At 69.1% G+C, this 22,918-nt stretch carries 25 protein-coding genes; 4 read left to right on the top strand and 21 right to left on the bottom strand.

From position 1 onward, the window contains the following. Position 1: 1 nt before the first annotated feature. The 18 genes from ACVTJA_RS43720 to ACVTJA_RS43635 all read right to left on the bottom strand — a co-directional run bounded on the left by ACVTJA_RS43720 (position 2) and on the right by ACVTJA_RS43635 (position 18,606). A complete protein-coding gene (locus ACVTJA_RS43720) occupies positions 2-1,687 on the bottom strand; it encodes a choice-of-anchor R domain-containing protein (RefSeq protein ID WP_465829638.1) in 1,686 nt (561 codons plus the stop codon). A 3-nt stretch (positions 1,688-1,690) separates the two neighbouring features. Then, positions 1,691-1,900, bottom strand: coding sequence for a hypothetical protein (locus ACVTJA_RS43715; RefSeq protein WP_465829637.1), 210 nt, complete (start codon positions 1,898-1,900; stop codon positions 1,691-1,693). Then, entirely contained in the window at positions 1,897-3,627 is a 1,731-nt protein-coding gene (locus tag ACVTJA_RS43710; RefSeq protein WP_465829635.1) for a tail fiber domain-containing protein, read from the bottom strand. Before ACVTJA_RS43710 ends, ACVTJA_RS43715 begins: the two co-directional genes overlap by 4 nt. Then, positions 3,624-5,012: a hypothetical protein gene (locus ACVTJA_RS43705; RefSeq protein ID WP_465829633.1), complete on the bottom strand. Its 1,389-nt coding sequence runs from the start codon at positions 5,010-5,012 to the stop codon at positions 3,624-3,626. The genes ACVTJA_RS43710 and ACVTJA_RS43705 overlap by 4 nt, the downstream gene beginning before the upstream one ends. Beyond that, on the bottom strand, positions 5,009-6,529 hold the full coding sequence (locus ACVTJA_RS43700) for a hypothetical protein (protein ID WP_465829631.1): 1,521 nt from the start codon (positions 6,527-6,529) through the stop codon (positions 5,009-5,011). Before ACVTJA_RS43700 ends, ACVTJA_RS43705 begins: the two co-directional genes overlap by 4 nt. Then, complete coding sequence (locus ACVTJA_RS43695) at positions 6,526-7,008, bottom strand: hypothetical protein (protein WP_465829629.1); 483 nt, start codon at positions 7,006-7,008, stop codon at positions 6,526-6,528. The genes ACVTJA_RS43700 and ACVTJA_RS43695 overlap by 4 nt, the downstream gene beginning before the upstream one ends. Before the next feature lie 55 nt (positions 7,009-7,063). Further along, the gene (locus tag ACVTJA_RS43690) at positions 7,064-7,477 is read right to left on the bottom strand and encodes a contractile injection system sheath initiator (RefSeq protein WP_465829628.1); all 414 of its coding nucleotides are present in this window, start codon (positions 7,475-7,477) and stop codon (positions 7,064-7,066) included. Next, positions 7,477-8,127 carry a hypothetical protein gene (locus tag ACVTJA_RS43685; protein WP_465829626.1) on the bottom strand — a complete coding sequence of 217 codons (651 nt, stop codon included), beginning with the start codon at positions 8,125-8,127 and terminating at the stop codon, positions 7,477-7,479. Before ACVTJA_RS43685 ends, ACVTJA_RS43690 begins: the two co-directional genes overlap by 1 nt. A 3-nt stretch (positions 8,128-8,130) precedes the next feature. Then, positions 8,131-8,766 carry a phage baseplate assembly protein V gene (locus ACVTJA_RS43680; protein ID WP_465829625.1) on the bottom strand — a complete coding sequence of 212 codons (636 nt, stop codon included), beginning with the start codon at positions 8,764-8,766 and terminating at the stop codon, positions 8,131-8,133. Next, a complete protein-coding gene (locus tag ACVTJA_RS43675; RefSeq protein ID WP_465829624.1) occupies positions 8,763-9,308 on the bottom strand; it encodes a hypothetical protein in 546 nt (181 codons plus the stop codon). The genes ACVTJA_RS43680 and ACVTJA_RS43675 overlap by 4 nt, the downstream gene beginning before the upstream one ends. Continuing rightward, complete coding sequence (locus ACVTJA_RS43670; RefSeq protein WP_465829622.1) at positions 9,308-10,189, bottom strand: hypothetical protein; 882 nt, start codon at positions 10,187-10,189, stop codon at positions 9,308-9,310. The genes ACVTJA_RS43675 and ACVTJA_RS43670 overlap by 1 nt, the downstream gene beginning before the upstream one ends. Position 10,190: 1 nt before the next feature. Beyond that, positions 10,191-11,219 (bottom strand): hypothetical protein, encoded by a 1,029-nt coding sequence (locus ACVTJA_RS43665; protein WP_465829620.1) that lies wholly within the window; start codon positions 11,217-11,219, stop codon positions 10,191-10,193. A 4-nt stretch (positions 11,220-11,223) separates the two neighbouring features. Continuing rightward, a complete protein-coding gene (locus ACVTJA_RS43660; RefSeq protein ID WP_465829619.1) occupies positions 11,224-11,448 on the bottom strand; it encodes a hypothetical protein in 225 nt (74 codons plus the stop codon). 1,277 nt (positions 11,449-12,725) lie between these two features. Further along, positions 12,726-13,589, bottom strand: coding sequence for a hypothetical protein (locus tag ACVTJA_RS43655; protein WP_465829617.1), 864 nt, complete (start codon positions 13,587-13,589; stop codon positions 12,726-12,728). A gap of 3 nt (positions 13,590-13,592) precedes the next feature. Next, a complete protein-coding gene (locus ACVTJA_RS43650) occupies positions 13,593-13,982 on the bottom strand; it encodes a hypothetical protein (protein WP_465829615.1) in 390 nt (129 codons plus the stop codon). A 15-nt stretch (positions 13,983-13,997) separates the two neighbouring features. Then, the gene (locus tag ACVTJA_RS43645) at positions 13,998-15,584 is read right to left on the bottom strand and encodes a phage tail sheath protein (protein ID WP_465829614.1); all 1,587 of its coding nucleotides are present in this window, start codon (positions 15,582-15,584) and stop codon (positions 13,998-14,000) included. 182 nt (positions 15,585-15,766) lie between these two features. Then, positions 15,767-16,255 carry a hypothetical protein gene (locus ACVTJA_RS43640; protein ID WP_465829613.1) on the bottom strand — a complete coding sequence of 163 codons (489 nt, stop codon included), beginning with the start codon at positions 16,253-16,255 and terminating at the stop codon, positions 15,767-15,769. Between the two features lie 584 nt (positions 16,256-16,839). Continuing rightward, positions 16,840-18,606: an AfsR/SARP family transcriptional regulator gene (locus ACVTJA_RS43635; protein ID WP_465829611.1), complete on the bottom strand. Its 1,767-nt coding sequence runs from the start codon at positions 18,604-18,606 to the stop codon at positions 16,840-16,842. Positions 18,607-18,872: 266 nt separating this feature from the next. Between ACVTJA_RS43635 and ACVTJA_RS43630 the strand changes: the two genes are divergently transcribed. Next, a complete protein-coding gene (locus tag ACVTJA_RS43630) occupies positions 18,873-19,292 on the top strand; it encodes a hypothetical protein (protein WP_465829610.1) in 420 nt (139 codons plus the stop codon). A 76-nt stretch (positions 19,293-19,368) separates the two neighbouring features. Here the strand turns inward: ACVTJA_RS43630 and ACVTJA_RS43625 are convergent, their stop codons facing one another. Together ACVTJA_RS43625 and ACVTJA_RS43620 are read right to left on the bottom strand one after the other, a co-directional pair. After that, positions 19,369-19,590: a hypothetical protein gene (locus ACVTJA_RS43625; protein WP_465829608.1), complete on the bottom strand. Its 222-nt coding sequence runs from the start codon at positions 19,588-19,590 to the stop codon at positions 19,369-19,371. A gap of 121 nt (positions 19,591-19,711) precedes the next feature. Next, positions 19,712-20,167, bottom strand: a complete 456-nt coding sequence (locus tag ACVTJA_RS43620) for a hypothetical protein (protein WP_465829606.1) — start codon at positions 20,165-20,167, stop codon at positions 19,712-19,714. Between the two features lie 156 nt (positions 20,168-20,323). On the opposite strand from ACVTJA_RS43620, the gene ACVTJA_RS43615 reads away from it, so the two are divergent. The 3 genes from ACVTJA_RS43615 to ACVTJA_RS43605 are packed head-to-tail and all read left to right on the top strand — an operon-like array spanning position 20,324 to position 21,424. Further along, entirely contained in the window at positions 20,324-20,542 is a 219-nt protein-coding gene (locus ACVTJA_RS43615) for a hypothetical protein (protein ID WP_465829605.1), read from the top strand. A gap of 53 nt (positions 20,543-20,595) precedes the next feature. Next, entirely contained in the window at positions 20,596-21,072 is a 477-nt protein-coding gene (locus tag ACVTJA_RS43610) for a hypothetical protein (RefSeq protein WP_465829603.1), read from the top strand. A 49-nt stretch (positions 21,073-21,121) separates the two neighbouring features. Then, on the top strand, positions 21,122-21,424 hold the full coding sequence (locus ACVTJA_RS43605) for a hypothetical protein (RefSeq protein ID WP_465829601.1): 303 nt from the start codon (positions 21,122-21,124) through the stop codon (positions 21,422-21,424). On the opposite strand, the gene ACVTJA_RS43600 is transcribed toward ACVTJA_RS43605, so the two are convergent. Beyond that, positions 21,411-22,853: a glycoside hydrolase family 6 protein gene (locus ACVTJA_RS43600; RefSeq protein ID WP_465829600.1), complete on the bottom strand. Its 1,443-nt coding sequence runs from the start codon at positions 22,851-22,853 to the stop codon at positions 21,411-21,413. The two genes, ACVTJA_RS43605 and ACVTJA_RS43600, sit on opposite strands and share 14 nt — an antisense overlap. Positions 22,854-22,918 lie beyond the last annotated feature (65 nt).

The raw sequence follows: 22,918 nt of genomic DNA, 5'->3' as shown, positions 1-22,918 counted from the left end.
CTCACGACGGCTGGAAGAGCGGGTAGGTGTCGCTCCGGGGGCTCGTCACGCGAAGCTCGGAGAGGGTGAGCTCCCCGGCGGCCCGGGAGCGGACGACGACCTCGAGCGCGGGCGCGGGGCCCGTCGCGGGAGCACCAGGAGGAGGCAGGTCCGCGAGCACGCGCTCGTCCAGGCTCACGCGCCCCTGCGCATCCGGCTTCACGGCGAGCTGGCGCGGGCCCCAGCGCAGCAGCACCTGCGGCGGAGAGGGCGGCTCGGTATCCGAGGCGAGCAGGCGCGGGCGGCTGATGGCCCACGGGCCACCGCTCGTGCCTCCCGTCGAGGGCACCTCACGCTCCAGCCAGGGGCCGGTGTCCTCGGTGCGGTAGAGCGCTGTGCGCGGCGCCAGCCCTCCAGTTCCAGTCACCGTCGCCGCGTCCCCGAGGCTCCAGAGCACGCTCCCCTCGGTGAGGGTGAGCACCGCCCACCAGTTCGTCTTCGCGTCGAGCGCAATCGGCTTGGGCATCTCGAAGGACACCCATCGCGCGTCCCAGGGCGCGTTGCCCCGCTCTTCGAGCGACAGCTCCACGGAGGCGCCCAGGGGCACCTGGCCCGGCCGGCCGAACTCATCCGGGAAGAGGGTCAGCGTGCCCTTCACGGAGCGGGAGAGGGGGCGCAGGTGGAGATCGATGCCGCCGAGCACGCCGCCTCCCTCGGGAGGGGAGAACGCCTGCGCCGCCGCGTAACCCCCGCCGCACCGGTGCGCCTGCGCGGGCTGGGCGGAAGGCTGGGGCGCGAGGGGAATTCGCTCACCGCGAGGCTGATAGCGCGCGAGGAACCGGACCTCTCGCAGCGGCCTGTCCGGCGGCACCTCGATGCGGCCCACGCCCTCTCCATCCGTGGAGAGCGGAAGCGTGAGCGAGTCACCGCCGGGGCTCCACTTCTGCGTAATCGCGGCGGTGTCCAGGGTGAGCGCGAGCCTCCGGAGCCGCGAGGGCGCGGAGGCGCGGAGCGTGAGGGTGACGGGGCCTCCGCGCAGGTTGGCGGGCCACGTACGCTGGAGCGCGGCCCGCAGCTCGTCCCGAAGCATCAGCTCCTGGAGCGGTTGGAGCGGCATCGCGTGGTGGAAGAAGAGCTGCTCCGGCTCGACGAGGGCCGTCAGGTCCGGAGGCCGGGCGGAGGCCTTCACCACGAGCTCCGACACCACGGTGGCGGTGGTCTTCTTGGTGGGGTCCGGAGGCATGGGATTGGCCGGAGTCGTGAAGAACTCCACGAGCAGCCGGCTGGCCATGACTCCAGGCAGGGTCTGTCCGCTGCCCCCCAGCGTGGCGGTGCTGCCGGGAGTGGGCGGGAACCATGGGCCTCCCTCGGCGACACTGACGCGTCCCTCCTTGCCCGTCTCGGTGGTCTTGACCTGGAGGAACGTCAACGGGCGGCGTGCGCCCCAGTCGAGGCTGACCCAATGGATGCCAGTGTTGGCTGGCACGGGCCCGGCACCGGCGCTGGTGGCGATGGTGGCCGTCGCCGGGAGGTCCACCATCACGTCATCCCCCGGGGCCTGGACGGTGAGCGAGGCGCGCAGCAGCTCCATGTCGGCGGGAACATCGAGCGCCACCACGAGACCGGAGGGGTCCACCGGCGCGGTGGGGCCCGCGGGCACCGGCTTCCCGCCGTACTTCAACGTGGCTCCCACGCGCCCGTCGCCCATGGCTCAGCGTTCCGCCTTCGGGAGGACCGTCACGTTGTCCGCCGGCGGCTCCTCCTTCGCCAGCACCTCCTGGAGGACCTGCATGGCGCCCTCGATGCGCAGCAGGGTGGTGGTGAGCTGGGCGCGCTTCGCATCCAGCTCCGAGAGCATCTTCTGTCCGGCCTCGTACTCGGACTTGAGGGCATTGAGCCGCTGCTCGAGGGTGTTCTTCATGAGGGGTTCTCCTGCGTGGCGGCCCGCAGCGCGGCACGCAATTCGTCGAGTTGCTTCTGCTGGGCCTTGATGGCCTCGACGAGCGGGGCGACGAGGCGAGCGTAGCTGATGCCCTTCATCCCGTCGGGTCCCTCGTCGATGACCTCGGGGAAGACCTCCTCCACCTCCTGGGCGATGAGGCCGATGCGCGGGGACTCGTCCCTGGACTCCACCATCCGGAAGCGCGTCGCGCGCAGCTTCAGGACCTTCTCCAGCGCGCCTTCCAGCGGGGTGATGTCACGCTTGAGGCGGAGGTCCGAGCCCTCGAAGCGGCCGTCCGTCGTCCAGATCTTCCCGATGACTTCCAGGCGGTCCCAGAGCTTGACGATGCGGCCGTTGGGCGTCGTCCGGCCCAGAATCATCAGGGCGTTGTAGTCCTTGGCGTTCTCGATGGCCGCGTAACCCTGGGCGTTCCCGATGCCGCTGTGGTTGTGGTCCGTCTTGTTGAAATACACGCACGAGTTGCCGGCATAGAGGTCATTGTTGACCTGAAGCGCCGTGAGGAACGTCGTGCCATTCGTGTCGATGTATAGCGGGATGCCCTGCTCGCCTCTCGCGTCATTGAGCTGGCGGATCACGAAGCCACCATGTCCGCGCGCGGCGAGGTTCCACTTCTTCAGATTCGCCGCGCCATACGTGCTGTAGAGGTCGATCTCCGCCCATCCTCCCGAGCCGCCCGCCTCGATGCGCGTCAGGACGTTGCTCTGCGAGAGGATATGGAGCGCGCTCTGAGGCTGGTTCGTCCCGATGCCGACGGCACCTCCGCGCTGCAGCACGATGCCGTGCGTCCACTCCCAGTTCCCATCAGCCCTGTCGTGGGTGATGTGCAGGAAGTCGCCGTTGGCCCCATTCCGAGAGTGGAAGATGAACCGCCTGTTGGCCGCGTTGCTCCCGAGCAACAGGTCCTGTTCCGTGTGGATGTTGCTCGTGGTCTTGAGACTTCCCTTGGGAAGCTGCGCCCAATCTCCGATGGACAGCCCGCCCTCGCCAATGGCCACCGGGTTGTACAGGGCGATGGACTTGTATTCCTGGGAGGGGTTGACGCGCAGCCAGTCGTCGCCGGAGTTCGTCTCGAGGATGCGTCTGCCGGTGGCGCTCAACAGCGAGGGCCCACCAATCTTGAGGTCGCCCCGGATGACGACCTTGCCATTGCCCCGGGCCTTCAAGCCCAGGTCCTGGTCCGCGTTGGAGCCCGTGGCGTAGAGGGTGGCGTAGGCGATGCCGATTCCCTGCGACCCGTTGGTGTGCCGGAACTCGACGCCATCCGCCTCGGGGCCGAAGTCACCCGTGACGTACAGCCCCCTCACCGTGGCGGGGTGTGCCCCTCCGCGGGCCACCTCCTGGATGTCCAGCCGCGCCCTCGGCGACGTCGCCCCGATGCCCACGTTGCCGGTCACCGTCAGCGAGCCGGAGACAGCACCTCCCGTGACGGCGAGCTTCTCGTTTCCCAGGCCCGTGAGCCTGTCGTAGACGTTGAGGCTCCTCACCGTCAGGGTGGTCGTGGCGTCGACCTGCTTCACCGTCAGCGTCGTCTCCGGGTCGATGCCGCCGCCGCCCAGCTTCTTGCCGTCATCCCCTCCCAGGTGGGTGTGCGTGCGGAGCGCTTCAATCATCCGCACCTGGATGGTGTTCCAGTGCTCGGAGAGGATGGGGTCTCCGGGATTCGCCTTGATGTAGGGGTCGGTCATTTCTTGAACCTCGAAGTTTCGAAGCGGGTGCCGTTGAAGACGCCGGACCAGGAGAGCCGGTCATCGGGCTCGGGGAGCTGTTCCTTGAACTCGATGGCGGGCCCGAAGGACGTCAGCGCGTCCGTGACGCCGGGCGACTCCGGGAAGGTGGTGGTGAGCGCCATGTGGGCCGGGCTCTCGTCCACGGAGACCTCCTCGGCGGGCAGCGTCAGCATGAACTCGATGCGCGCGCGGATTCCCGAGGCCCGGCCGTAGTTCAGCGTGGCCGTCAGCACCCGGACCAGGTCGGGCAGGCCCAGGGCTTGAGGGGGGACGTAGTCGACCGGGATGCGCAGGACGAAGGTGGCGGGGGTGACCTCCGCCCATCGGAACCGGATGTCGATGGGCGGCGACTGCTTGGGGTCCAGCGCCAGCTCCAGGGCCTTCAGCCGGGCCTTCTCCAGCTCCGGATTCCGCCCGGCCGGGAGATAGTTCTGCAGCTCCTTCTTGCTCAGCGTGCCGTAGCTCCAGTGGTTCTCGCCGGGGGCGAGCTCCGGCAGCCCCTGGCCCTGGTTGAACACCGAGAAGCGCGCCGCCTCCGTGTTGAAGCGGAACGGCTGGTTCTCGTCATCGAAGCGCGAGGGGTGCGCCAGGAGCACCGGCTCCTGCGCCGGGCTGCCGTCAATCAGGGGGACGCGTTGGTGGCGCAGCGTGAGCGTCTTGCCGCGCGGCACGCGTCCCAGGAAGAGCACGTCCAGCCCGGACTCGTGGTGGTGCAGGATGGGAATGGAGATGTCCGCGTTCCCGGGCGCGGTCAGGGAGACCTCCGGGAGGGCCGGGTCCAGGCCCTGGTTGAGGGTGAGGAGCCGCTGGTCGGCGGGGATGCCCTGGAAGCGCGCCGACGCGGGAGTCGTCGGGTTGTCATCGAGCTCGACGCGAATCCTCCGCGTGCTCGGAGTGCCGTCCTCCCCGGAAGGGCCGGGGACGGTGAAGAGGCCCACGGCCGTGTCACCCTCCCAGGAGGTCTCCGGCGGTTGCTCGGCCCTGTACACCAGCGACACCAGCCGCAGGAGCGCCGGGGCGGTGTTCATCCCCGTGCGGTGCAGCTCCACGAGCGCGGCGAGCCGCTGGCGGAAGTAGGCGTCCTCCTCGTCCGCGTCGGGTTGCAGTCCGTAGAGCGCGCCCAGCCGGCCCAGCTCGGAGCCCGCCTTCGTGGCGAGCGAGTCGTCCGCCCGGAAGCCCTGGGCGAGCGTGTACCAGCGCGAGCGCATGAGGCGGGTGAGGCCGCCTTCCATCACGCCCAATTCCTGGGCGATGACGTCGAAGAAGAGGTTGATTCTCCCGCCGCTCTGGAGGAGCGGAGGGAGGTACCCCACCATGCGGCGTGCGCGCTGGAACGGGTTCATCCGAGTCCCACCAGTTCCACATTACCGAGCGCCAGTTGCACGCCCAGGGGCACGGGGCGGGTGGACAGGGCTCCGGACATCGCCAGCGAGAGGGAGAGACCGCTGTCCGTGGTGAGCGTCGCGGACAGCAGGTCCTCCGCGCCGGCCTCGTTGCGCAGCGCCGTGCGGAGCGCGTCCCAGGTGACTTCCGCCTGGGGCTTCTTCGTCGCCTGCGCATCCGTGGTGATGCGTGCCGAGTACACCTCCACCGCGCCGCGGAGCGACTGGCGCACCTGCTCGGGCGTGCGCCGGTCCGTGCGCGGGAGCGACACGACCAGCTCCAGGCGGTAGACGAGCGCTCTCGCCCGGGAGATGTCGGGCGGCATCTTCACGAGGTCGATGGTCGGCTTCTCATCGGGCTTGAACTTCCAGTCGAGCCCGAGCTCCCGGCGCGGCCCATCCACGAGCGCCTTCTTCTGGGCATCCCAGACATAGGTGCGCACGGTGAGCTCACTGACGTGGCGCACGGCCGGGTTGGAGAAGAGGATGGACTCGAGCTTGCGGCGGCTCAGCAGCTCACCCGCGGGCACGCTCTCGACGAAGCCGGCCAGGGCCTGCTGGAGCTCGCGGCGGAGCCGGTCGAACGCGGCCTCGTCGAGGTCCGGGTCCACGGACTCCACCTGGAAGCCGGGCCGCAGATAGAGGGTGCGCGCGTAGCTGAGCCGGACGCGGATGCCGGCGGCCTTGGAGTCGCGGATGGCCCGCTCCACCCGCTGCACGCCGTCCGGCTGGTGCTCGAAGTCCGGGTCTCCCACCAGCACCTCGAGGACCCCCGGAGGCGCGTCCGGGGGCTCGCGCACGGTGACCTGCTGCACACCCTGCTGTCGCACGGCGGCGGCGATGGACTCGAGCGTGCCCTTCTCCCCGTCCCGCAGGGCGGTGCGGGCGCGGGCGCGCAGGCTCGCGTCCGTCTCGTCCTGGCCGGTGCGGCGGATGGGGGCGCGGTTGGTGACGGCCTCGATGCCCAGCACGGGGCGGGGCATCACGTCGAGCTTGCCGGGGTCGATGGCGGGCGGCGCGTTCTTGGACGCGTCCGAGTCATCCACCACCTCCTGCACGGGGATGACGACCCGGGTCTCCCCCCGGCGCATCACCGCCTCCTCCATCGTCTCGAAGAGGGGCAGGGGCTGGTTGTCCGTGAGCACGCCCGTCACCTGCCGGCCCGCGGGGATGCCGATGTCCTCCGGGGCAGGCGAGTTGCGGCTGAACTCCACGTCTCCCGTGAGCCGTCCCGCGCGGGCGCGCGAGAGGCCCAGCACGGCCACCACGTTGTCCAGCGCCGCACCCTCGGCCGTGTCGAGGTAGCCCGAGCGGTGCGCCAGCTCGAGCATGGCGTAGAAGGTGGCCATCTCCCGGCCGTAGGACTCCGCCAGCGTGCGGGCCATGCTGCCCGCGTTCTTGTCGATGTCCGGCCCGAGGTTCCCGAGCAGCCGGTCGACGATGGCGCTGAAGGAGGTATCGAGCGACGTGAGGCTCAAAAGGAGATCTCCCAGCTCAGCGTCATGACCATGTTCGCTCCCCGGTTGACCGGGGCGAACTGCACGCGGTTGAAGAGAATCTTCTCGGTGCCCACGGTGATCTGGATGCCCGCCTCGGTCAGCGGCTGCACCGTGCCCGTCGGAGGCGCGGGCAGGGTGGCAGACACCGTGCCCTGGACGATGGTGGCGTTGCCGCGCGAGACGAGCGCCACGTCGGGCTCGCGGTCCTCCGCCTGCTCGGCGATGGGCGACTTCAGCGCGGTGTCCGCAACGTTGGCGGGCTCCGTCCCGGTGCCCACCACGATGGCCCAGCTCGTGGGCAGGGCGTTCTTCTTCCCCAGCAGGAGGTCCGCCAGCAGCTGCTTGCCGCGCGTGGTGATGAGGTTGTGGTGCTGGTACCGCTCCACGAGCGCGCCGCTCAGGTCGCGCAGCTCGATGGTCAGCACCCCTTTCAATCCCGGCTTCTCACTGAGGTCCATGGTGCTCTCCCGAAGTCGTGTCGTGCTGCCAACCGCGCGTCGACGGCCGCTCGCCTCACCCGAGGTCCAACGCCAGCCCGAGCTCCACCTCGTCTCCCGTGGTGGCGAGGATGCTGGCCCGGACATCCACTGCTCCGGGCAGGTCGGGACGGGCGCTGACGGTCAGGCTCGTCACGTCCTCGACGCGGGGGTCTTCCTTGAGGGACTGACGCACGTAGCGGCGCAGCAGGTCCAGGTTCTGCCGGTCCAACGGCTCGCCGATGAGCTCCGCCACCTTGCTGCCGTAGCGAACATGGCCGAGCTGCTCCAGGTGTCCCCGGTAGATCATCAGCCGCAGCGTGAGCGCCTGGACGAGGTTGTCCTTGCCGCTCACCGTCCTGGCGCCGCCCGCGTCGGTGGACCAGTCGAGGTCCACTTCGCCGGTGTCCTTGAAGGCGAGCCGCAGGTCTGTCTTGAGCTCGTCGGCCATCACATCAACCTCCCGGGCCCGGCGGTGGCCCCGGGCGAGGAGGGAATGCCCGGGGTGACCTTGAGCCGCGACATCATCTGGGTGAGTGCGTTGGAGAGCGTCTCCGCCATGGCGCCGGCCAGGTCCGGGATGTTCTCTCCGCGCAGCCCCTCGGCCTGGAGGAAGCCCAGGACGAGGGGTTGGAGCATGGGCTTGGCGGGCGCCGCTCCCATCAGCGAGCCGGGAGACGACGTGGTGAAGCCCGCGATGGCCATGCCCGGCGCGACCTGCACCTGGAGGCAGAAGAGCGTGAGCGCCTGCGCGATGGACTGGGCGATGGCCTTCGCCAGCGCGGGCTTCTGCTCGCCGTTGATTTTGTTGGAGGACAGCGCTCCCAGGGCCATGGGCTCTATCTGCGAGGCACCCGGGCCACCGGCCGGCGGAGGCAGCAGCATGCCCGGTCCCGCCGTGCTCCCCGAGCCGGGCGGAGGCGGCGCGGCCGCGGGGATTCCGGGGGCCACCATGGCCATGGACACGAAGAGGGTGAAGGCCTGTCCGCACACCTGCCCCAGGGCCTTGGCGAGGTCGGGCGCGTTCTCGCCCCGGATGCCCGCCGACTGGAGGGCACTCTTGGCGAGGTTCTCGATTTCGGAGGCGCTCGGAGCCGGCATGGGTCAACCCTTGGCCTTCACCTTCTGCGAGCCCTTGAGCGGCGCTCCGGTGAAGTAGCACTTGTGGCTTCCCTCGGTGATGACGCCGGTGCCTCCCGTGCCCAGGTCGATGTTGCCCGAGGCGTCGACCGTGGCGTCCTTGCACTTGAGCTGCACGTTGCCATCGACCTCGATGCTCAGGTCCTTCTTGCCGACGATGGAGATGGTGTCGTCCTGCTTCACCGTCACCACCGTCTCGCCGGCGGTGATGACCACCGACTGGTCCTTGTCGATGGCGATGGACGTCTTCCCGCCGGGAGGAGTGACGACGCGCCACTCGTCCTCGGCGTGCTCGGGCGGGTTCGTCTGGTCCGAGTAGAGCCGTCCCACCACGATGGGGCGGTTGGGGTCTCCCCCGACGTAGGAGATGAGGACCAGGTCGCCCACGCGCGGCGCGCTCACCATGCCCACGTGCGGAGTGGTGATGGGCACGCGCCGCAGTTCCAGCCCACCCTCGCGCAGCTTCACGTTGCACTCGTGGTTGTGCGCGTCCCCCTCGGCATGGGGGAAGGTGCTCGTCACCTCGCCGATATCGCCCAGGCGCAGCGAGGCGAGCTCGTCGCGGATGATGGCCCGCATCAGGGACACGAGGTCGCTCATGAGGTCGCTCCCGCCAGCGCGGGCTTCGGCGTGCCCGGTGTCAGCGCCTTCTTCGCGGGCGCCGTCACGAGGCGCTCCTCGTACGACTTCAGCGTGGCCGCGAAGTCCACGACGGACTGTCGCAACCGTGCCAGCGCCTCTTGCGGCAGCAGTCCCTTCAAGACCTTCTCCGCGCCCTTGCGGACCTTGTCCATGACGTCGAGCATGGCCCGGGCGGCGGTGGTCAGCGGGACGAGCGCATCGAGGCCGGCCTGCCGCAGGTCGTCCTCCGAGCTCGACGCGAGCCCCCGGGCCTGCTCCAGCGTGGGGTCCAGCGCCTCCAGCATCTTCGGGATGGCCGCCACCTTCTCCAGTTTGGCAATCCACTCGACGAGCTGGCCCAGCACCGTGCCGAGTGCCTGCAGGCCCTGCTTCACCGGTCCGCCGATGCCGAGCTGTCGCACCAGGTCCACCAGCGCCTCGACAGTCTGCGTCTTGAACAGCTCGTCCAGCGCGTCGATGAGCCGGGAGATGCCGTCGACGATGTCGCTCGTGCTGCTCATCACTTCACTCCCAGGTCCTGGAAGGGGGCCATCACGTCGAAGTCCTTGATTTGCATCCCCAGCGCCTGCGCCTCGTCCACCACGCGCTTCAGCTTGGCGAGGAAGTCGCTCGCTCCGGCGATGCCCTTCACGATGCTGAGCGCCGCGCCGAGGTCGACTCCGGTCAGCTCCTCCAGCACGTTGATGCCCTCGGTGGCGAGCTTCTCGATGAACGCCCCCAGGTTGCCGCCGTTCTGCAGGGTGCTGATGAAGTCGCCGATGATTTGGGGATTCACCTTGCCCAGCGCGCCGAGCAGGGAGCCGAAGTTCTTGCCGCTCAGCGCGCCCTGGCCCTTCGTGACGACGGAGCCGAGCTCGTCCGCGCTCAGGTGTCCGAGCAGGCCGGGGTTCTTGTCCACGGCCGACATCAACGAGTCGGGGTTCTGCAGTACCCCGGCGGCATCCACGGCGCCCTCCGCCCACGAGGCGGCATCATTGGCGACGGCGTCATTCACCGCGCCGACGCCCGCGTCGGCGGGCTGGGGAGGCTCCTGATGCTCGCGGACCTTCAGGTAGAAGCTGAACCGGTTCTGATGACCGGCGAGCTGCTTCACCTGGAAGTCGGCGATGATGACCTCGGTCAGGTCGGCTCCGGCGATGGCGTCCGCGGCGAACGACATCGGCTGGGCCTTCGTCTGCGCCTGGCGCAGTTCCTCGAGGGCGGCCTGCGTGTCCTCGCCCAGGAGGATGCCCTCCATCACCACCGTGACGGGCTCACGGCCGAGGTCCTGGAAGACGCTGCCGGACTGCCCGGGGACGCGCTGCTGCACGAGGTTGCGGGCGTCCTCGGTGTAGATGTTCGTCAGGCCGACGAGCTCTATCTTGCCGATGCGTACGGGCATCTCAGAACTCCAACCGGGTGACGAAGCCCGTCTTCATGCTCAGTGTGTGCCGCACCGTGCGCACGCGCAGCACCTTGCCGGAGGCCACTGCATTCACCGGGTGCTCGGAGGGAATCTTGTCGAGCTTCACCAGCTCGCCCGGCTTCACCTTCGGGCTGCCCAGCACCTCGATGAACCCGCGCAGGGGACGGGAGGCCAGCAGCGTCACCCTCGCCTTGGCCTGGGTGGCCGCGTCGTCTCCCGTCCTCACCGCTCCGTCCCGCACCTCCCGCATGAGCTTGCCCGCGCTGGCGGGCTTCACGTTGAACGTGGCGTCCATCGAGGCCTTGCCGCTCACCGAGGACAGGTCCTTCACGAGCCAGTGGGCCTTGTCGGAGCCCTTGGCGCTCGCCGCGCCCTCGCCCCACACCTGCACGCCGTCTTGGGCCGGTGAGACCTGCTCGAGCCCGGTGCGCAGCACCTGCTCCTGATAGGTGAAGGTGTGGTCCGCGCCGCCCTGCTTCGGCGCGGCGAAGTGCACCTTGCCGTCTCCATCCGTGTACACGTCGAAGCCGCACTGCTCGGCCAGCCGTTGGAGGTGGCGGAGCGCTCGCGGTCCTCGGTGGAGCACGTAGCTGGGGAACTTGGGGCCGTCTTCAATCTTCCCCGCGGTGGCCCCGGCCTTCTGCACCAATTCCTTGGCGATGGCTCCGGCCGACATCTGCTCGTACGCGCCCTCCAGGTCGAACCGCGCGAGCTTCGCCAGCCCATCGGCGCCCACGACGATGGTCGTGTCGGGTGAGGCCTTCGTCTCCTGCACCTCGCCGGTGAAGACGGTGGCGCCGCCATTTCCGTCATCGAGTGCAATTGTCGTCTTGTCCCCGGGCTTGGGTGGCGCAGAGCCCGTGGCGACCAGCTCCAGGTAGCAGTGGCCTCCGGCGCCATCCATGGTCAGCGCGCAGGAGATGGAGCGCACCTGTCCATTGCCCGCGCGGGGCTGGCTGGAGGCCTGGAAGGAGCCGACTTTCACCTCGTAGGCGATTCCCGCCATCGGCTCACACCTCCAACCCGTGGCGGCGAGCGGTGTCGCGGAGGATGTCGACGAGTGCCTCTTCCAGCGCGCGTCGGTCCACGCCGGACGAAGCGCCGGACGGCTCCAGGTGGACGTTGACGTTGAACGTGTTGCGCACGGCCTCGCTGGGAGGTGCCTCGGTACTCTGGGCGCTCGATGACCGCTCCGGAGGGAGCGCGGCGCGCGTGAGCTGGTGGGCCCGCTCCATGACGGGCGCCACTCCACTCGTGACCTGCTGGACGAGGACTGGAGTGACAGGGCTCGGTGGACGCGCGAGGGCCGGTGGGTCCGTGCGCTCGGGGGCCGGGAGGAACGTGAGCCGGCGCTCGGGGCGCGGCGCGGCGTCCTGGTTGGAGGGCGGGCTGGAGCGCTCCGCGCGATTCGGGACGGGCGAAGTCGAGGTGGCCTGCTCGGGGCGGGGGAGGAGACGGACGAGTCGCCTGCCAGAAGCGGGTGCACCGCCGGGAGCGGTGGCTCCGCTCGGGAGCGCGGGAGCTGGCGGCTGCAGCGCGGTGGAAGTCTCGCCTCGGCTCGTTGCGAGTGCGCCGCCGGAAGGGGTGGCTCCGCTCGGACTCGCGGAAGGTTGCGGCACCGGGGGCATGAAAGCCTCGCCTCGGCCCGCCTGGAGTGACGGAGCGGGAGTGCCGGCGAGCCGCGCGCGGGGGGCTTCCATCGCGCTCCCGGTGTGCGGCGTCTCCGCCAGGGCGGCGACAAGGGCGCGTTCGGCGGGCTCGGACGAGGAACCGTCCACGTTCCTCGTGTCCGACGCGGCGAATGGGAGCGTGAGGCGCGGTCCGGTGCTCCGAGCTTCCGCCCGTTCGACGGGCTCGGCGGCGAGAGGGGACAGCGTGGAGCGCGGTGCGGCGCTCCCAGCTTCCGCGCGTTCGGAGGGCTCGGACGATGCGCTGTCCACGGACCTCGTCGCCGACGCAGCGAGTGAGGGCGCGGAGCGCGGTCCGGCGCTCCGGGTCTCCGCGCGTTCGGCTTCGGCCGGGAGCGGATGTGACGGGGTGGGCGCGGTCGAGCGGGGCTCGAGATGGGAGATGAAGCGCACGAGACGTCTGTCTCGCGGGCGAGCACCGCTGGGGGAGGACGGTGCGCGCGCGCCTGGCGGAGGGGGAGCGGAGACATTCGAAGCGGCGTCTACGGCCATGGCGTGAGGGGCTTCACCCCGGGCCACGAGTGGCGAAGCGCTTCGCGTCTCGGCGTTTGATACCCTGGCGTCGGAAGACGGGCGGTGAGCCGCTCCGAGGACCGGGGGCTGCGAAGGGGTGAGGCCGGCAGTCGGTTGGCGACTGGCCGTGGTCTCTTCGGCGCCGGATACGGAGGGTGCCGGAGCGGGCTCTTCCGAGGCTTCGGAGGACTCCTGCCCGGAAGTCTCTGGAAGCCGGACGCCCAGATGCTTCGCGATGGACCCCAGCGCTTGGAACGCCGGGCGCGCGAGGAGCGCGGAAAGCTCTCGGGTCGTGGTGGATGAGCGCATCGTCAGTCCTCCACCTGGATGACCACCGCATCGGGATGGTCCGCGAGGCTCGGCGTGCGACGCACGGGAGCGGAGACCGGTCCCACTGGCTCCGCCACCTCCAGCAGCGCGAGCAGCCGCTCGACCTCGGCCGCTGGTGTCTCCCAGACCTGGGACGGAGTCCAGCCGAGCGCCTTGCACAGGCGCAGCGTCGTTCGCGCCAGCGTCTGACTGTCCGCGTCCGCGGCCTTCATCCTCCGGTCCTCGTCGCGCTCCCCGGAGTGGTTGAGCGCGACGGCCACATCGAGCAGCGCGGCCGTGGTGGCGCCGTCGAGCATCGTCAGCTCCAGCCCCGGTGGCTCCAGGGCCACGACGGAAGCGGAGAGCATCGCACGCAGGTACCGCTCCAGGCTGAGCTCCTGGCCGCCACTGGCGCTCGGGGTGAGGCTCTCGCTCAGGGCCCTGGAGCGCTCCGCGAAGGTCCACGGACGCAGCCGGGCGCGCACGGAACCAGCCCGCACCCACCCGTCCGCTTGCAGCCCGGTGCCTGAATCGTACCCACCGGTGGTGGCCCACCACAGCGCCACGGGCGCCAGCTCCTCGACGAGGGGCGCCGGCACCTCCGAGCCCCGCAGCACGTCGCGAGCGAAGCCCTCGGCATCGAACCGGAGCCCCTGCTCGTCGGCGCTGGCGTGACGGTCCAGCGCCCGCAGGTGCTCGTCGAAGCTCCAGCGGCGGAGCCGGACGCGCTCGCCCGTGGAGGTGTCCACCTCCAGCGGCCCGCCAAGGTTTCCCACCTGCACGGAGAAGCGCCGGCCGTCCACCTCGATGGAGAAGGGGACGGCGGAGCCGGACTCCCGAGCCGTGCGCGTGGGCACCTCTGGCACGTGTTACTCCTCGCGGACCCGCGTGGCGGTGAAGGCGTAGGTCGTGGCCGCGCTGCCATGCGCGTCGAGCTGGAAGGCCTTGCCTTCCACGAAGCAGTCATCGAACGACAGCGTGCGCGTGTCGTCGGTGCCCTCGGTGCGCTTCAGGCTCGCCACGAGCTGGAACTTCGCGCGGTCCTGCAGCAGCTTGTCGAGCGCGATGTGGGCCGAGCGGATGACGAGCTCGCCGTGCACGGTGCGCAGGCCGAAGATGACGTCCACCCGCTCGTTCGAGCCGATGGCACGGATGTCCTCGCGCTCGGTGACGACGCGGAAGACGAGGGACTGGAGTCCTTCGACGGGATTACCGTCGACGAGGACGCTGCTACGGTTGGCGGAGAAGACCGTTGGCATCAGCGTGATTCCTCATCAAACCTGGACCGTGATGGTCGCGTAGATGTAGTCGATGGCGCGCACGGGCCTCACGGCCATGTTCACGCGGACGATGCCCAGCGCGAAGTCGGCCTGCGAGGAGTAGACCTCCACCTTGAAGGAGGGGTCCTTGCCGTCCGTGGACGGGACGATGGCCCCGTCCTTCTCCATCTGCACCAGGGCCTCCACCAGCTTCTGCTTGAGGGCGGTGCGTCCGTCGGCGTTGTTCAGCAAGCCGATGAAGAGGTCGCCAATCATCTTCAGCATGCGCACGGCCCGGTCCGCCACGCGGCGGACGTTGATCTGGTCGCCGTCGGTGGTGAGCCCCCGGAGCACGATGGTGCCGCGTCCGCGCTCCAGCACCACGGGGACCACGTTGCCCCGGAGCAGGGCCTTCTGGTCCTCCGTGGAGATGGGGGGCAGGTCGGCCAGCCCCGAGAGCCGCTTGAAGGTGGGCGAGTGGAAGTAGGGGAGGTTGCCCACCAGTCCCGCCACCGCGCCCACCACACCATTGGGCGCCACCAGCACGAACCGGTCGCTCACCAGGTTGCTCGCGAGCTGCGCGTGCGTGTCCGAGGCGCCCGTTCTCGGCACCTGGCCAAACCCGATGCGACCCTTGCACTCGTCGCTCAAGGCGTTGCAGTGGCTGATGACGGCGCCGTAGACGCGGGTCACCTTCGTCAGGTCCGAGAAGTCCTGGACGGCGGCGAGCACCATGTCCACGTCCGCCTCGTCGCGGAGCCTGTCCAGCGCGGCGGCGTAGTCCGCGACGCTCGCGTCCTGCCCGCCCGCGAGGGTGGCCTCACCCGCCTTGGGCCACCCGCTGGCCTTCGACTCATCCACCTTCACGAAGGACGAGCCCTTCAGCGTGGGGGCGAACGTGGCGAGCGTCTGGCCGCGGTACACCTCCAGGAGCTCCTCGCGGCCCGCGACCCGGCGCAGCACCTGCAGGTCGAAGGAGAGGGACTGGTCGATGTTGTCGCGGTACGCGACGCGGACGATGAGGCCGTTGGCCCACGGCCCCGGCGCGCGCGCCTGGACGGGGAGGCCCGCCTTGTCGTTGGTGATGTCCGAGCCGGCCTTCTGGGCCGCGGTCGCCGCATCCTGGCGCGCCTTGGCCGCCGTGTACCTGTCCCCCGCTGCCTCGACCTCCGAGGGGTCAGCTCCCGTGGCGGCCTTGAGCGCGTCCCACTTCTTCTTGGCGTCCTCCGCCAGGGCGGTGGCGTCGCGGACCTCCTTGTCCAGCAGGGCCCGGAAGGCCTTGGCCTTGCTCTCGTCTCCGGCGAGGGTCGCGCGAGCGACGGCCCCTGCGTTCGCGGGGAGTGGCGAGATGACCAGCTCCGAGACGCCGTTGTCGAGCGCCTGCCGCGCCTCGGGAAGGCTGTAGGCGCTGCCGCGGCCCAGGAGCTCGACGTAGCGGGACCAGTTCCCCGCCCGGGTGACCTTGAGCTCGTTCTGCTCGGTCAGCTCGGCCCTCTCGGTGAAGCCGATGAGCCCCAGCACTCCGGACGGCGCGAGCTGCTGGGGCAGCACTTCCTTGACCACCGTTACCTGGACACCCGGAATGATGAGGCCACTGGCCATACGCTCTCCGTACCCTCGTGGACGAGGGGGTGGACGCCCCTGCTCAGGGGGCAGGTTCCCCGGACCGCGCGCACGAACGGCGCTCGCGCACCCCTTGGAGGGACGCGGTCTTCTTCAATCTTCGTGGGAGGACGGAGGAGTCCCGCGGCTGCCAGACGGGGCTCCCTTCGGCACCCGCGCGCTCAGGCGGCGGCGAGCGCCAGACCCGACTTCTTCAGGGCGGCGAGCGTCTCGGCCGCCAGGGCCTCGGTCTTGCCCGCGAGCGCGCCGATGACCTTCATGAGCAGGTCGACGATGGCCACGATGTGGTCGATTCCCGCGTTCACGAAGTCGACGATGACGTTGAGGAAGCGCTTCGCCGTCTCCGCGAAGCTCTGGGCGCTCGCCGGCAGCAGGTCCAGCGTGGAGGCGACCACGTCACGGCCCGCCGTGATGACATCCTTGATGCCGTTGAGCACCTTCGGGTCGGTCAATTGCTTCACCACGCCCGCGACCGAGTCGAGCACGTTGCTCAGCGTGGTCTGCACCGCGTTCAGGATGACCGTCGGGAGCTGCTTGAGAATGTCCTTGAAGCTCTGGCTGGAGACGGCCGTGTACAGCTTGTACAGCGCCTGCTCGATCTTGATCGCGGTGTTGTCGACCGTTGCGAGCACCGTGGAAGCATCCGGCATACGAGCATCCTTTTCGATGAAGGACAGCGAATGACGTCGGACTGGCTCGGAAATCCGTAAGGCAACTGTACTGTCAGAGCGCAGACACAGAGTACGGCCGCGTCTGCTCAGAGCGCAAGTGTATTCCCGCTTTGCGGGTATTGTGTGTACCGCAAGCTTTTGACGCGCTTTGGCGAGGAGCTCCGCGTCGTTATCGCCGTCGCAGGTGGGCCTTCTTTGTAAGAAAACGGTGATGGCTGCGCGAGACGGAGCGCCGTGGGTGCTCTGCCTCATGTGCATCAGGAGCAGTTGCCCGGGGAGTGCCCCTCCATATCGAGGGACTCGAGGACTTTCGTTCTCTGCGCCAGGCGATACTTGGGGCCGTGGACCTCGCGGCGCAACGGCCCCACATCACGCTCGCTCATCCCCGCAACCCACGGGCCCCGGGCAACTCGTTGGAGCGCGCCGCGGGTCTGCGCAACCTGCCGCCAATCACTTTCAACACAATCTGTCTCATCGAGCAGTCCATGGGCAGTCCATGGCAGGTGCTTCGCTCGATTGAGCTGTCGGCCTTGTAGGGAAGCGATGGCCCTGTCGAGCGGACATCACCGCGTGCGCTGGCGGGACAAGGAAATCTTCCGAGCAAGGGCCTGCCGCAGGGGCTCGGGCGTCCCGCTCAACAGGGTCGCGGCCAGCAGGTCATGGGTGAACCAACTCCCCTTCAGGATGTGGGCCTGCTCCAGCTCCCTCCATGGAGTCGCCAGTCGTGTCAGCGGAACATCCAGCAGCTCCGCGGCCAGCTCCGGGCTGAAGTCCGTCTGCGCCACCGCGATGGCACGTGCGAGCTGGAGGGACTCGGCTGACAGGCGGCTCAGGCGACGCTCAATCACCGGCCCCACCCGCCCGGGGGCTGGCATGGACGTGGGAATCGTTCCGTCGAAGTCGCCTGACTCGAGAAGGTGCTTGGCGGTCTCCACGATGAACAGCGGATTGCCCCCGGTATAGGCGCCAATCTCCTCCGCCGCCTTCCCGAGCGCGGGGACGTTCATCCCGTCGATGAGCTCGCGGACCGCGGCAGGCCCCAGGGAAGAGAGCTGGATGTTCCTGCCAAGCCCCGACTCGTCGAGCCGGTGGATGTTTTCCTGTATGGCGGGGGCAAGCTCCTCGGTACGGAAGCTGTTGATGATGAGAGGCGCTCGTTCGGAAGCGAAGAGCGCCTCTTGAACGTAGGTGCCAAGCTCGAAGCTTGCCGGGTCGATGTACTGCCCATCATCGAAGATGACCGCGTCAACGTCCTTGCACAGCTCACGAGCGGCCGTGGCGGTGGCGCTCAAGAACCTCACCTTGTCCTCCGGGGGAGGAGGCAGGGGCAGCGGCTCTTCTTCCAGCTCTGGCATGAACCGGGAGAGCTCGCGCCGGACCCAGGGAGCCATGCGGTATGAGGGGGCCAGCGCCAGGAGTGTCCGAAGACTCCGGGCGTGCGTCGCGTACGGAACGTGGAAGTCTCCAGGCCTTGCATGGAGGAGGACGAATCGTCCTCTCGACCTGGCGAAGTCGGCCGCCAGCCGCGACTTCCCAATCCCGGGAGCCCCTGTGATGAAGATGAATTTCCGCGCGTCGGCGGCAGCCTCGATTTCAGCCCACGCCTGTTCCCGGCCTGCGAGAACGGGCGGGCGCGTCTCCTCCGAAGGCCCGACATCCAGCTCGCGCCGCAGGGTCTCCTGGAATCGCTGGTAGACCTGCAGGGCCGCTGCGCTGTCCCTCAGCATGAAGTGCAGCCGCATCACCCGGCGGCAGGCCTCTTCGGATGTCGGGGCTCGGTCCAGGAACCGCTGCGCGCTCTCCAGGGCATCCCCCAGTTGCCCTTCCTGCTCCAGGCGGAGGGACTGCTGCTCCAGGGAGCGAGTCTGCATCCGCTGAACCTGCTCACGTTGAACGCTCAGCCAGGCCTCGAGTTCCTCGCAGTCGTCATAGGTCGAGCCACTGAGCAGCACTCCGTTGAACGCCGCGGCCTTCGCGTAGTCCTTCGCTGAAAATGCCGCCTTCAGCAGGAGCACGTCCACCGAGAAGTCCTCGCGCAGCCGGAGTGGCTCTCCCCCCTCCACACACTCGCTCCCCGTTGCCTCGCGCAGCCGGTGCAGCAACTGCCGGAGGTTGCTCCGGGCCGTGGCTTCGGTGGATTCAGGCCACAACAGGCCCGCCAGTTTCCACCTCGCGCAGGGCCCTTCGAGTGCCAGGTACGCCAGGAGCGCGGCGGTCCTTCGGTCCAGATGTTTGTGGCCGGTCCGCGCGTTGGAAACCCGTGGGACTCCCAGGAGCTCGAGGTGCACGGCGGCCTCGCGCCGAATCGTCGAGTCCCTGTCTGGGTCCATGCATGCCTCCCCTGGCTCTCAACCTGGAACGCTACCATCCTACGCGTCGCGGCCCGATGGCTTGGCCGCGGACCCGGCCGGACTTCTTCTGGCGGGCGGCGAGCCTGTTTCCTTTGTTCATGCAATCTCTGTCTCAGTTGTAGTGAGGGGCCATGAGTCTGGAGGGGACGGGAGCCGCGTCGTATATCGAGCAGGGCGTCTGCAATGACTGCATGCGAGGACTGCCCTCTGACAGTGTGATGGGACATCAACCTGTGGGAGACATCATGCGGAACGTCGTGGCGCGTCTGGCGGTGTTGTCGTTGGTGGCGTTGAGTGGGCCCTCGCTGGCCGCGGGCAAGGCTGGTGCGTCGGGGCTCGCGGTGAAGCCCCTCACGGAGCAGGACCTGACGGACCACGCGGGCGCGGGCTGCACGTTGGAGAAGGGGAGCTCGGTCTACCTGCTCGACGACCTCGAGAAGGCCGTGGTGCGGGTGGATGGGAAGGTCGTCGAGCTCAAGCCGGCCCGTGCGGACGCCAACCTGTCCGGCCTCGAGAAGAAGGGTGACAGCATCCAGTACGCCGACGCCACTGGGGCGCTCACCGCCGAGGCCGTGATGGTCACGAGCAAGGTGGCGAAGCTCACGGTGCGCAAGGAGGGCAAGACAGCGTCCGTGGAGAAGCTGAAGGTCTCCTGCGGCGACTGAGCCTGGGCGTGGGCCCGGGGCGCTTCCCGGGCCAGAAGGTCATCCAGAAGTGGCGGATGCCGGCGAAGCGGCCGCGCTACTTGATGTTGCCGATGACGTCCATGGCCCCGGAGTCCTTCAGGATCTTCGTGATGTAGGCCACGGTCTCCTGCTGCTTCTGGAGCATCAACTGCGCATGGGCGCGCTCACGGTCCGGACCGGAAAGGCCACTGAGCGCCTTCTCCTCGAGCGCGCTCAGGTTCTGGCTGGCAGCGAGGCCGGCAAGGACGGCGCTATCCGCTGCGCGGGTGATGCTCATGCGGCCCTCCGGGACATGGGCGGGGACATCCTCACGGATTATCGCGGCTCCGCTTCGGGAGTTTCCTCCCAGTGGGGGAACTTCGTGGACGCCTCGTGTGGGTCCACCGGCGACAGGGGCGTCAGCCCTTCGTGCCCACCCGGAGCGTCATGAAGCCCGAGTCGGGGTCATTGCCCGTCACCTCGACGCGGCCTCGGGTGGACCACTCGTGCCGCGCGTAATAGCCCTGGAACGAGGGCTGGACGTTGGTGGGCAGGCGCACCTGGCCCTCGAACACCTTCGTCTCGTTGGCACCGAGCGTAAACGCCGGAGCGATGGGGACCTCCTGCTCGAAGCTGACGCGTGAGTTGTTGCCCATCTGTTGGTTCGAGCTGACGGGCACCTGCACCGTCTCGACCGCGCGCAGGTCCACGAAGACGCCACCGGACTTCACCGGCGCGCCGGTGGAGGTGGCGGTGACGCGCACGGAGAGGACGTCTCCGGGAAGCGCCACGCTGGGTTCATATTCGAGGGAGACGCGGGCAGCGCCACCCGACACCGAATGGGCCGCGCTCTTCAACTTATCCATGAGTCCCATGGCCAGGTCCTTTGCGTAATCCACTGTTTCCGAGGGGTCGAGTCGCCCATGCCTCCGTTGTGATGGCGAACGCGGGGGCTGGTGCGTGCCTCGACCGCCCGAGCGGACGGGCGGGTGGTGGGTCGGGCGGCGAAGGCCGCTTCCCCGCCGGTTGGCATGTCCCGTCCCCGGCCGACTACCGTCGATGACATCTCGCAGCGCTCGGTGCCCGAGCAGTTCGTCACCAGCTCCGTGGTCCGTCCGGACAGCGCCGGCTACATCGTCAACCAGCGCATCCTCGTCGCGGTGCAGGCGGGCGACCTGATGCTGTGGAGCCACTTCGATACGAAGAAGCACGACGAGTCTCCGCCCGTCGCTGGCGATTCGGCGCGTTAGCGCGGAGCGCGAAGCCGGCGCCCAGGCACGGGCGGGGAGCGTAGGATGAGGACATGAACCGCTCTGTCTTGTTCACCTGGGTGCTGGTGTGCGCGCTGTCCTCTGCTTCGCGAACATGGGCCGCCGAGAGCGCGCCCGCGCCCACGAAGACGCAAATCAATGACGCCAAGGCGAAGGAGCAGCTCCTCGGCGAGCATGGCGTGACGCTCCAGTGGCTCGACGAGGGCGGTAAGCGGGGCAAGGCCCAGGTCACCGAGGAGGACGGCCTCCTGAAGCTCAAGGCAGAGCAGCGGGGCGACAAGGGCAACTACGTCACGGTGGAGGGCGTCATCGAGCGCGTGGACGCGAAGTCGTTCGTGCTCGTGGGCAAGGTGGAGACGCAGGTGGACTACATCGCCGGGGGCAAGGCCTGTCCCCGCGAGGGCCGCTTCACCTTCCGCATCACCGGCAAGCGCAAGTACTGGCGCATGAAGGAGATGAACAACCCCTGCGAGGACGTCGTCGACTACGTGGACGTGTACCTGCGCTGAGCCCGACGGGGCAGGCCCTCACACGGGCCCGCCCCGGGAGACTTCTCTCATGAGCTCGACTTCGACGATTCGCTGGGTCCTGTGGGGCGCGCTGGTGACGCTGCACGCGCTCGCGACGGCCCGTCCTCCCGAGGCCATCGCCCCCGCCGTGGGCGGCGCCGTCTACGCGCCGCTCATGGTGCTGAACGCCCTGGGCCTCCCCGTCTACGGGATGGCCCAGTCGGGAGGCTGGGCCCCACCGTCGTGGCTCGGGTGGGCCCTGGTTGCAGTCTTGTGGGCCGCCGTGTGGTGGGGCGTGGCGTCGCTCGCGAGCCGCCTGTGGCTGCGGTCGGAGATGCTCAGGTCCCGTTGATGAGGCGGGTGGCCAGGTTCGGGTCGAACTGGCCCGCGGGCGTGTTGGGAGCGATTCCGCACTGACCGTCGGAATCCCCCGGCACCTTGACCCACAGCAGCAGCTCGGCGCCGCCGCCGGTCTGCGACGTCACGCCCAGCTTGCGCCCGGCGGGGTTGCACCACTCGCCGTTGGAGCCATTGCCGTTGCGGCTGGTGTCCACCACGAAGGCCTTCGTGTAGCCGTAGCGGCTGGACAGCGACGAGTTGATGGCGCCGCCGTAGGACGTGGACTGGGCCGTGGTGAGGTAGTTGGACACGTTGATGGAGAAGCCGCGGATGTTGCGCACGCCGGCCGACTCCAGCCGCTGCGCCATGGTGTCCGCGGCAATCCACGTGGCGTTGCCGCCGTCCAGGTAGGCCCACGTGTTCGGCGCCTTGTCGCGGAACTGCTCGGTGGCGTAGCGCAGCAGGCCCAGGCGCGTCTGGCGCTCGGTGTCGTTGGGGAGGCAGTCGAGCTGGGCGACGGCGTCCGGCTCGAGCACCACCACCGCGGGCCGGCTGCCAATGGCCGCCGCGAAGGCGGAAATCCATGCGCGGTACGCGTCCGGGCTCCCCGCGCCCCCCGCGGAGTGGCTGCCGCAGTCGCGGGCCGGGATGTTGTAGGCCACCAGCACCGGCAGCTTGTCCGCCGTGTCCGCCGCGCCGACGAAGCTGGACACCGCGCTGGTGATGTCACCGCTCCAGTTGCCGAACCAGCGCGCCATCGGCTTGCTGGCGATGGAGGACTGGATGCTCGCCGCGCGGCTGTCGCCGCCGTTGTTCCTCACCCAGCTGGCCGGGTTGGAGTTCGGGTCCACGTAGAAACCGCTCGTCATGCCCAGCGGCCCCGAGCCGGTGCTGCTTCCCGTGGTGAGGGACACGTCGTCGACGCGGAAGGTGAACGCGCCCTTGCCACCGAGCTGGAAGGTGACCTGCCCCTGCGTGGTGGTGATGTTGGAGGTGAAGGGGAACGTGAAGCGCTGGGCCGTGGTCGTGAGGGAGATGTTCTGGTCCAGCGGCGCGGTGTACGGCGAAACGCCGAGCTGCACGGTGACGCGCACCGTGACAGGCGTGGACGACGAGGCGGTGAAGGCCAGCGTATAGGCCTGGGCGTTGTTGAGGGGAATGGCGTCCTGACCGAAGAGCGCGTCCCACGGGTTCGCCGTGCCGCCGGTGACATTCGCTCGGAGCAGCGCGTTCTCCACGCTGAGCTGCGTGTTGGCGCCCTGCCACCACGGCGACCAGGTGCCCGCGTTGAAAGTGCCGTTGGAGACGAGCTCGGTGAGTGCCTGGGACGCGACGGCATCCGGGATGTCCGAGGCGGCGGTGTCCGGCGTGTTCGGCTCGGAGGGCGCGCAGCCCAGCGCGACGCAGAACAGGAGGAGGCCAGGCCTGCACACGGTCTTCATGAGGGTGCGATTCATGTTGTCGAGGGGGATGGAGGGGACGGCACGAGGCACGAGGCCTCGCATGG

This window comes from Pyxidicoccus sp. M6 (genome assembly GCF_055568925.1).
This window is presented reverse-complemented; position numbering and strand designations above follow the sequence as displayed.